This is a genomic window from Bradyrhizobium sp., assembly GCF_049586575.1.
In the GTDB taxonomy this organism is placed as follows: Bacteria; Pseudomonadota; Alphaproteobacteria; order Rhizobiales; family Xanthobacteraceae; genus Bradyrhizobium.
In genome coordinates this window covers 1-8,711 of the sequence record NZ_JBAVCF010000290.1, presented here as the reverse complement: position 1 = coordinate 8,711, position 8,711 = coordinate 1, and the positions used below count along the sequence as shown (strand labels likewise).

The 8,711-nt window shown below is 61.0% G+C and carries 10 protein-coding genes and 1 pseudogene; 6 read left to right on the top strand and 5 right to left on the bottom strand.

Going from position 1 to position 8,711, the window contains the following annotated elements; translation table 11 throughout:
• Positions 1–103 (top strand): annotated as a pseudogene (locus WB528_RS11260) (nucleotide exchange factor GrpE); the annotation flags it as partial.
• A gap of 36 nt (positions 104–139) precedes the next feature.
• Here WB528_RS11260 and WB528_RS11255 read toward each other — a convergent pair.
• The 3 genes from WB528_RS11255 to WB528_RS11245 form a co-directional block, all read right to left on the bottom strand.
• Positions 140–445, bottom strand: a complete 306-nt coding sequence (locus tag WB528_RS11255) for a BrnA antitoxin family protein (protein ID WP_423888489.1) — start codon at positions 443–445, stop codon at positions 140–142.
• Positions 426–713 (bottom strand): BrnT family toxin, encoded by a 288-nt coding sequence (locus WB528_RS11250; RefSeq protein WP_423888488.1) that lies wholly within the window; start codon positions 711–713, stop codon positions 426–428. The genes WB528_RS11255 and WB528_RS11250 overlap by 20 nt, the downstream gene beginning before the upstream one ends.
• Positions 714–811: 98 nt before the next feature.
• Complete coding sequence (locus WB528_RS11245) at positions 812–1,021, bottom strand: helix-turn-helix domain-containing protein (protein ID WP_423888487.1); 210 nt, start codon at positions 1,019–1,021, stop codon at positions 812–814.
• Between the two features lie 316 nt (positions 1,022–1,337).
• Here WB528_RS11245 and WB528_RS11240 point away from each other — a divergent pair, with 316 nt between their 5' ends.
• Positions 1,338–1,652 carry a hypothetical protein gene (locus WB528_RS11240; protein WP_423888486.1) on the top strand — a complete coding sequence of 105 codons (315 nt, stop codon included), beginning with the start codon at positions 1,338–1,340 and terminating at the stop codon, positions 1,650–1,652.
• Positions 1,653–1,837: 185 nt separating this feature from the next.
• On the opposite strand, the gene pncA is transcribed toward WB528_RS11240, so the two are convergent.
• Positions 1,838–2,557, bottom strand: coding sequence for a bifunctional nicotinamidase/pyrazinamidase (pncA, locus tag WB528_RS11235; protein ID WP_423888485.1), 720 nt, complete (start codon positions 2,555–2,557; stop codon positions 1,838–1,840).
• A 238-nt stretch (positions 2,558–2,795) separates the two neighbouring features.
• Positions 2,796–3,746: a hypothetical protein gene (locus WB528_RS11230; protein WP_423888484.1), complete on the bottom strand. Its 951-nt coding sequence runs from the start codon at positions 3,744–3,746 to the stop codon at positions 2,796–2,798.
• Positions 3,747–4,107: 361 nt separating this feature from the next.
• Between WB528_RS11230 and dnaK the strand changes: the two genes are divergently transcribed.
• From dnaK to WB528_RS11210, 4 genes are all read left to right on the top strand, one after another.
• Entirely contained in the window at positions 4,108–6,009 is a 1,902-nt protein-coding gene (gene dnaK, locus WB528_RS11225) for a molecular chaperone DnaK (RefSeq protein WP_423888483.1), read from the top strand.
• A 228-nt stretch (positions 6,010–6,237) separates the two neighbouring features.
• Positions 6,238–7,365: a molecular chaperone DnaJ gene (gene dnaJ / locus WB528_RS11220; protein ID WP_423888482.1), complete on the top strand. Its 1,128-nt coding sequence runs from the start codon at positions 6,238–6,240 to the stop codon at positions 7,363–7,365.
• Positions 7,366–7,548: 183 nt separating this feature from the next.
• Positions 7,549–8,151: a class I SAM-dependent methyltransferase gene (locus WB528_RS11215; RefSeq protein WP_423888481.1), complete on the top strand. Its 603-nt coding sequence runs from the start codon at positions 7,549–7,551 to the stop codon at positions 8,149–8,151.
• Between the two features lie 39 nt (positions 8,152–8,190).
• On the top strand, positions 8,191–8,711 hold a 521-nt coding region (locus tag WB528_RS11210; RefSeq protein ID WP_423888480.1), incomplete at its 3' end, for an NADPH-dependent FMN reductase.

Here is an 8,711-nt window from a genome sequence, read left to right as displayed (position 1 = left end):
CTATACGATTGGCGAGCGCGTGTTGCGCCCTGCGCTGGTCGGCGTTTCCAAGGGCGGCGCCAAGGCGCCGGCGCCTGCCAACAGTAACGAGCAGCAGAGCTAATGGTTAAGGCCTAACTAATCCCGGGGAGGCGGTGACTTAAGCTCTGGATCGCCGAACGCGGCCTGCCTGTCCCTGCACGTATTCGCGCAACGCTCGATTGATCCGTGTCTGATAGCCTTCATTGGATGTCGTTTGACTCTTGAACCAGGCAATGACATCGGCATCGATCCGAAGAGTTAGTTGCTGCTTGATGGGTCGATAGAAAAGGCCGCGCTTGGCCCCTGACCAGTCCAGCAGCTCCGGCGCATCTGACGTATCGATGGCCCGATCGGGGAGTGCCGCAAGCGACTTCAATTCCGCTCGTTGCTCGGACGTCAACCGCTTAGAGGTTCCCTTCTTCATAGGCTCTCCTTTCGCGTGCGGTGGCCTTGCGGGCGCTGATAATGCGGCCGATCTGCTCGCCTTCTTTCGATTCTTCGGGCCAGGTATGTACGACAAGCAACAACACCGGTCCGACCTGTCCGATAGTGTGCCAGCGATCGTCGTCCGGGTGTGGGTCCGGTCTCGACGCATGGAGAGGGTCGTCAAACACAAGCATCGCGGTTTCGAATGACAGACCGTGCTTGCGGCGATTTGCGGCCGCCTTATCCCGGTCCCACGTCCATCGCACCCGCCTCCTTTGTTGTAACTACAAATATGGCACTACAAGAACGTGTGTCAAGACGTCGCTTTGTGCGATTTGGCGGCCCGCTGCAAGCAAGAGCCGCATCAAGCCGCCGACAGCCGCACATGGAATTTGCTGGCGGTCGCCCCGGCATAGCGCAGCAGCGCCTTCGTGCTCGGTAGCGTTTGACCGCTTTCAAGCCGGGCGACCGTGGACTGGCTGGTCCGCATCCGCGTCGCCAGTTCGGCTTGGGACAGGCCGGCGCGCAGACGAGCCCTGAGCAGCTCGGCGGCAGAACTCTGGAGCGAGTGCATCGTACTCCGCTTTGACCTTCGGATTGGCCAGGAGACGAGCTTTGAGCTTTTCGAATGGGATCGTCATGGGAGCGATCGTTTGATTCTGGATTTCTAACCGCCAAGTCACAGGTCCTTATATCCCTCATTTTTGAGATGGTAGCCAAGCCGCCGTAGTTGCGCGGACTGTTTGTGGCCTGACCGCAGGATAGCGACGCAGATCGTTCGAGGCAGGCATGAAATGTCTGCTCGTCGCCAGGTGCTTTGGGTTAGAAGTCTCCTAACTCGTCCTGCCGCAAAATCTCGGTCTGATCGTGCATCTGGAGAGCATGCGGTGTTGAACGCTGACTTCGTCTTCTGGCCGAGTGTCGCCTTTATGGCGACATGCAACCTCTACTTTGGCCGGCGCATCCGCGGTGATCGAATTGCAATGCAGTGGGGCCTCGACGGCCGGCCAACCTGGTACGCATCTAAAGCCATCGGGCTTTGGGGAGTGGTAGGCATTGCCCTCGCGGTCCGTTTGTTAATTTGGATCGCATCCACTTATATCCCTACAAAGGTTCACGGCGTTGAGGCCGGGCTGCTCATTGCTTCGGTGGTCATCGCGGCATCTCACGCCTTGGTTCTTAGAAAAGCTGTTCAAGGAGTTTGAGGAATTCTCGTGGCAAATGCGACGAGAACTCGCTTCACCTCGCCCCGCTTGCGGGCAAGGGTCGGATCGCGCAAGCGCGATCCAGATGAGGGAAGCCACCACCAATTCAGCCGACGAAGATGCCTCATTCCAACTCTCTCCCCGTAAGCACGGGGAGAGAGGGTCACTTGCGTCACGGTTGGAATTCAGCTCAACGCGATATCGCTGGACTGGATTCGCTTGACGCCGGCGGTGGCCATGTCCGCCCAGGCTTTCGCCAGCGAACCCTGGGTGTCGATGCCGCGGCAGGCGTCCTCGATGACGTAGGCCTCAAAGCCCGCCTTACGCGCGTCCATCGCCGTCCACGCCACGCAGAAATCGGTGGCTAGCCCGGCGATGAAGAGGCGTTGCAGGTTGCGCGCCTTGAGATAGGCGGCAAGCCCCGTCGTCGTCTTGCCGTCTGCCTCGGTGAAAGCTGAATAGCTGTCGACGTCCTTGTGGTATCCCTTTCGGATGACGAGTTCGGCCTGCGGGATCGACAGATCCTTCGACAGCGAAGCGCCGTCGGTGCCCTGGACGCAGTGATCGGGCCACAGCACCTGCTTGCCGTAGGGAAGGTCGATGGTCTCGAACGGCTTCTTGCCGGCATGGGATGACGCGAAGGAAACGTGACCGGCGGTGTGCCAGTCCTGCGTCATCACGACATTGGCAAAACCCTTGGCGAGCCGGTTGATGACCGGCACGACCTGATCGCCTTCTTTCACCGCAAGGCTGCCGCCCGGCAGGAAACAGTTTTGCACGTCGATCACGAGCAGCGCCGAAGCGTCGTCGATCTTGATCGAGGCCGCGGCCCAGACCGGCCGTGAGGCGGTCGCGGTCATGGCAAGGCTACCCAACGCTGCGAGGGTCTGTCTTCGGTTCAGCATGTCGCAACTCCTTTTTACCGGGATGATAACGTTAGCAAATCAGGCTGGCGGAGTGGAGTTGACATTCGCTACCTACCTAGCCGCAAGCTCGGAAAGCGAATGGCAGCCCGTAAACTCCACTGGAAACCCTGTATTTGCTAGTGGTCCTATAATTCTAACATTCGCAAAAGTGCCCGCTGCGAATGCATGCGAATGTTAGAATCGGACTACTGGCGGCGGAAGGTCAAAGAAGCAGCAATTAGCGCGGTTCAATCCCGTCACGCACCGCGCGAAAGCGTGGGAATGCCTGCTCCCATTGATCGCGCGGAGCGCTGCCGATGATCCGCAACGAGCCTTGGCCGCCGAATCGCAACCACTGCACCAGCGTGACCGGCGTCTCGTTCCGGCCGCTGGTGGCATCGATCCGCGTCTCATACCCGGCCATGCCGTCGATGCGGACAGGTTCGGACATCGTAATCCGTCCGGTATGCATTCCGGGAATGGCGCGGGCGGCCTGTTCGGCAAAACGGGCGCGATCGTCAGGCTGTGTGGGGATCGCCCCCATCACGCCGATCATCATGAAGGGCGCGATCTCAAAGCCGTCGGTCTCATTGCCGTCGGCGAGCAGCAGGGCGCCGGTCGCCCCCAAGGCACGAACGTTCTTGAAGTTGCCGAGATCGGCGACCTTGAACGGCATGAGAGCGAGTTGCTCGGCGACCGGAACTTCCTTGCGAATCACGGCCGACGCAAGCATCTGCCGGACTGCGTCGTCGCTGTAGATTTTGGTAGCGTTTTCCGGGACCTGGACGTCGACATAGCCCGAGAAGGTGCCGCCCGGCAGGATCATGGAATAGTGGCGAAAGACGACGGATCCCCTTTTGGCGGTTTCGGCGGTGTAATAGGCCGTTCCGGCGCTGGTCTCGAGGCTCTCCGGCTTGGCGGCGCTAGTGGCGATCGCCGGATTGGTCTTGAAGGCATTCATGACCTCGCCATAGGCGGCCGTCGGAAGCTCCGCGATCAGCACCTTGACGCTCTGATCCTCCGTCTCGAACCCGCTAAAGGCCTTGGCCGGCACAAGACCCACCAGTGGCGTGATTCCGATCCGGGCCCCCGGCGGGAAAACCGGGTCGGCGGCCAGGACGCTGACGGAGGCGCCCCCCATGGCGACGACCAGCAAAGCGAGGGCGGAAAATAGTCGGAAAGGCTTCATCGGCGATTTTCTCAGGTAATGATTGAGGCCGTCCGATAGAGGACGTCGGCGGGGCCGACTCCCCGTTGGAGGGTCCAGTGCGCTTTTAACGGTTTTGCCGCTCCGGCAACAGCGGCATGGCGGCAAGGGTCGCGGGTCCTATGCCGGGGGAGGCAGCCCGGCCATAGCCTTGCCTCGAAACTATCTTTAAAGGTTGCGGGTTTTTGCGGACGAAGGTTGCGCCAACCTCCTTGCGGGCCATGCACCCCCTCCTATATGAGGCTCACCGTCGCAATATCGCGAGTATTTGATCGTTGGGGGTCCGGATCAGGGCGCCGTCAGGGCCCAGCCGACCTGCCGCAAAAAGAAGGATATGAGGACCATGGGAAAGGTCATTGGGATCGATCTCGGCACCACGAATTCGTGCGTTGCCGTCATGGATGGCAAAAACGCCAAAGTTATCGAAAATGCCGAGGGTATGCGGACGACCCCCTCGATCGTCGCCTTTAGCGACGACGGCGAACGCCTCGTCGGCCAGCCGGCCAAGCGCCAGGCGGTGACCAATCCCGAGCGGACCTTCTTTGCGGTGAAGCGTCTCGTCGGCCGCCGTTACGACGATCCGATGGTGGAAAAGGACAAGAAGCTCGTCCCCTACAAGATCGTCAAGGCGTCCAACGGCGATGCCTGGGTCGAAGCCGACGGCAAGACCTACTCTCCCTCGCAGATTTCCGCCTTCATCCTGCAGAAGATGAAAGAGACCGCGGAGGCCCATCTCGGCCAGAAGGTCGACCAGGCCGTCATCACGGTTCCCGCTTATTTCAACGACGCGCAACGTCAGGCCACCAAGGACGCCGGCAAGATCGCCGGCCTTGAAGTGCTGCGCATCATCAACGAGCCGACAGCAGCCGCACTCGCCTACGGTCTCGACAAGACCAAGGCCGGCACCATTGCGGTGTACGACCTCGGTGGCGGCACCTTCGATATTTCGATTCTCGAAATCGGCGACGGCGTGTTCGAGGTGAAGTCGACCAACGGCGACACCTTCCTCGGCGGCGAAGACTTCGACATGCGGCTGGTCGGATATCTCGCCGATGAATTCCAGAAGGAGCAGGGCATCAACCTGCGCAACGACAAGCTGGCCTTGCAGCGCCTGAAAGAGGCCGCCGAAAAGGCCAAGATCGAATTGTCGTCGACCACGCAGACCGAAATCAACCTGCCGTTCATCACGGCTGACCAGACCGGCCCCAAGCATCTGACGATGAAGTTGACGCGCGCCAAGTTCGAGGCGCTGGTCGACGATCTCGTGCAGAAGACCATCGAGCCCTGCCGCAAGGCGCTGAAGGATGCCGGCCTCACCGCCGGTGAGATCGGCGAAGTGGTGCTGGTCGGCGGCATGACCCGCATGCCGAAGGTTCAGGAAGTCGTGAAGCAGTTGTTCGGCAAGGAGCCGCACAAGGGCGTCAACCCGGACGAAGTCGTGGCGATTGGCGCGGCGATCCAGGCCGGCGTGCTGCAAGGCGACGTCAAGGACGTGTTGCTGCTCGACGTGACGCCGCTTTCGCTCGGCATCGAGACGCTGGGGGGCGTTTTCACCCGCATCATCGACCGTAACACCACGATCCCGACCAAGAAGAGCCAGGTGTTCTCGACCGCCGAGGATAACCAGAACGCGGTCACCATCCGCGTCTTCCAGGGCGAGCGTGAGATGGCGGCCGACAACAAGATACTCGGCCAGTTCGACCTGATGGGCATTCCGCCGGCGCCGCGCGGCATGCCGCAGATCGAGGTGACCTTCGACATCGATGCCAACGGCATCGTCAACGTCTCCGCCAAGGACAAGGCGACCGGCAAGGAACAGCAGATCCGGATCCAGGCATCCGGCGGTCTGTCGGAATCCGACATCGATAAGATGGTCAAGGACGCCGAGGCCAATGCGGCCGAAGACAAGAAGCGTCGCGAAGCCGTCGATGCCAAGAACCATGCTGACGCGCTGGTGCATTCCACCGAGAAGGCGCTCGCCGAGCATGGCTCGAAGGTCGCCGACACCGAGCGCCGGGCCATCGAGGATGCGGTCAGCGATCTGAAGGAAGCGCTGAAGGGCGATGATGCCGAAGCGATCAAGGCCAAGAGCAACACGCTGGCGCAGGCTTCGATGAAGCTCGGTGAAGCCATGTACAAGCAGCAGGCCGAGGCCGATGCGGCCAAGGATGCCGCGAAGGATGACGTGGTCGACGCGGAATTTACCGAAGTCGACGACGACAAGAACAACAAGAAATCTGCTTAAGGCAGCGGGATCATGACCCCCCACTTCTTGCGAGTACGCGAAGGGGCGTCTCGAAAGGGGTGGGGGTTATTTTTCGTTAAGCCGAAAGCGGCATTCTGTGAGCCGCATCGGAACTCAGTGTGGTGGATTTGACATTCGATTCAGCGTCGCGGCGAATTCTCAAGTCGAATGTCAAATCCAAAACCACACTGGAATCTAATTTTGCTGAACTTCGGGCGGGTTTGACGGATGTCTACCAAGCGCTGTTATTACGAGACGCTGGAAGTCGATCGAAACGCGGACGAAACCAGACTCAAAGCGGCCTTTCGCAAGCTTGCGATGAAATGGCATCCGGACAAGAATCCGGGTGATGCGACCAGCGAAATCCGTTTCAAGGAAATCAACGAGGCGTACGAGGTCCTGAAGGACGGCGACAAGCGGGCCGCTTATGACCGGTTCGGTCATGCCGCCTTCGAACAGGGCGGCGGCGCTGGCCCGGGCTTCGGCGCCGGCTTTGCATCCTCCTTCTCCGACATTTTCGAAGACCTGTTCGGCATGGCCGGCCAGCGCGCCCGCGGCGGCCGCGAACGTGGCGCGGACCTGCGCTACAACATGGAAATCAGCCTCGAGGAAGCCTTCCAGGGCAAGACCGCGCAGATCGAAATTCCGGTCTCGGTGACCTGCGAGTCCTGCTCCGGCATGGGCGCAAAGGCCGGCACAAAGCCGAAGGCCTGCTCCGTGTGCGGCGGCGCAGGGCGCGTGCGGCAGGCGCAAGGATTCTTCACGCTGGAACGGACCTGTCCGGGCTGCCAGGGCCGCGGCCAGACGATCGAGGATCCCTGTCCGTCCTGCGCCGGCTCAGGCCGGGTGACGCGCGAGCGCACGCTTTCGGTCAATATTCCCCAGGGCGTCGAAGACGGCACGCGCATTCGCCTGGCCGGCGAAGGCGAGGCGGGCCTGCGTGGCGGACCTCCGGGCGATCTCTATATTTTCCTGTCGCTGACCGCGCATGAGTTCTTTCAGCGCGATGGCGCCGACCTGCATTGCCGGGTGCCGATCTCGATGGTGACCGCCGCACTCGGGGGCGAATTCGATGTGCCGACCATCGACAAGGGCAAGACCAAGGTGAAGATACCTTCGGGAACCCAATCGAACCGGCGCTTCCGCATTGCATCAAAGGGCATGCCGGTGCTGCGCTCGCGCCAGACCGGCGACATGTATGTTCAGGTCGTCGTCGAAACACCGCAAAATCTGACCAAGAAGCAGCAGGAATTGCTGGCCGAATTCGAAAAGTTATCCTCCGGTGCAACTCATCCGGAAGCCGCGGGTTTCTTTGCCAAAGTTAAGGATTTCTTCGGCAATCGTGCCAGCACGTAAAGCTGCTTGGCTCGATTGGGGCTGCGCGCAAAACGGCAATGACCGCAGCGTCTTATTGCGACATCGGCGATCTCTTGCAGGCACGCAGAAAGCGCGTTTTGCTTGACCGGATGGCTGGCTACCTATACCTCTTTATGACCATTTTCTGACACGCCGCGAAAGCGGTCCCGCCTGGTAGCGACAATGCCACTGCAATCCTCCGCGCGTGCGTTGAAAAAACCCCTTCGTCTCGATGACGAAGTTCGTTTTCTCCGATCGTGGATTGAAAAGCCGCTTCACATGGGAGCGGTCATGCCGTCGGGCCGGATGCTCGCGCGCACCATGGCTCAGTATGTCGATGCCGATTCAAACGGCCCGGTCGTCGAACTCGGCCCCGGGACGGGTGCGATCACCAGTGCGCTGATCGAGCGCGGCATCGATCAGAAGCGTCTGGTGCTGGTCGAATACAATCCAGGTTTTTGCGCGCTTCTCCGCGACCGTTATCCGCATGCCAAGGTGGTTCAGGCCGACGCCTACCGGTTGCGCGAGTCGCTGCGCCAGGTGCTGGCTCAGCCTGCCAGCGCGGTCGTATCCGGGCTGCCGCTGGTGACGAAGCCAATGCAGACGCGGCTCCGGCTCATTCGCGATGCCTTTCTGACGCTCGCGCCCGGAGCTCCCTTCGTGCAGTTCACCTATTCGGTGGCGCCGCCGATCCCCAAATCGCTGCCCGGCGTTTCCACCGAAGCCTCCGAGCGGGTCTGGATGAACCTTCCGCCCGCCCGCGTCTGGGTGTATCGCAAGGGCTAAGCCGTCTGCCTGACGGTAAGGGCTGAAGCGACTTAAATCATGGCTGCGCTGAAAATCCTGGTGATCCCCGGATCGCTGCGAACCGGCTCGCTGAATGCGAAGCTTGCCGCCGTGGCCGCGCATCGGTTCGCGCAAACCGGTACCGAGGTGACGCGGCTCTCGCTCGCCGACTTTCCGCTGCCGATCTACGACGGCGACCTGCAGACGAAGTCGGGCGTGCCGAAGAACGCGGTCGATCTCAAGCGCATGATCGGCTCCCATCACGGCGTGCTGTTCGTGACGCCGGAATACAACGCGTCGGTTCCTCCGCTGCTCAAGAACGCAATCGACTGGGTCAGCCGCGTTCAGGATGCGCATGAAAGCCGGGGGCAGGTGTTTCATGGCCGCGCCTTTGCAATTGCCGGAGCTTCACGCAACAGGCTCGGCGGCTCGCGGGCGCTGGCGGCGCTGCGGCTGATTCTTTCGGCCTGTCAGGCGCTGGTGATTCCAAACCAGCTTGGGCTTGCCTTCGCCGATGAGGCTTATGACGACATGGATCGCCTGAAACATCCGCCCGACAT

What these genes read in the sequence shown, in the direction of transcription:
- WB528_RS11255 (WP_423888489.1), bottom strand. Translation starts at nt 445, where the DNA reads ATGAAGAAGGGAACCTCTAAGCGGTTGACGTCCGAGCAACGAGCGGAA.
- WB528_RS11245 (WP_423888487.1), bottom strand. Translation starts at nt 1,021, where the DNA reads ATGCACTCGCTCCAGAGTTCTGCCGCCGAGCTGCTCAGGGCTCGTCTG.
- pncA (WP_423888485.1), bottom strand. Translation starts at nt 2,557, where the DNA reads ATGCTGAACCGAAGACAGACCCTCGCAGCGTTGGGTAGCCTTGCCATG.
- WB528_RS11230 (WP_423888484.1), bottom strand. Translation starts at nt 3,746, where the DNA reads ATGAAGCCTTTCCGACTATTTTCCGCCCTCGCTTTGCTGGTCGTCGCC.
- dnaK (WP_423888483.1), top strand. Translation starts at nt 4,108, where the DNA reads ATGGGAAAGGTCATTGGGATCGATCTCGGCACCACGAATTCGTGCGTT.
- dnaJ (WP_423888482.1), top strand. Translation starts at nt 6,238, where the DNA reads ATGTCTACCAAGCGCTGTTATTACGAGACGCTGGAAGTCGATCGAAAC.
- WB528_RS11215 (WP_423888481.1), top strand. Translation starts at nt 7,549, where the DNA reads ATGCCACTGCAATCCTCCGCGCGTGCGTTGAAAAAACCCCTTCGTCTC.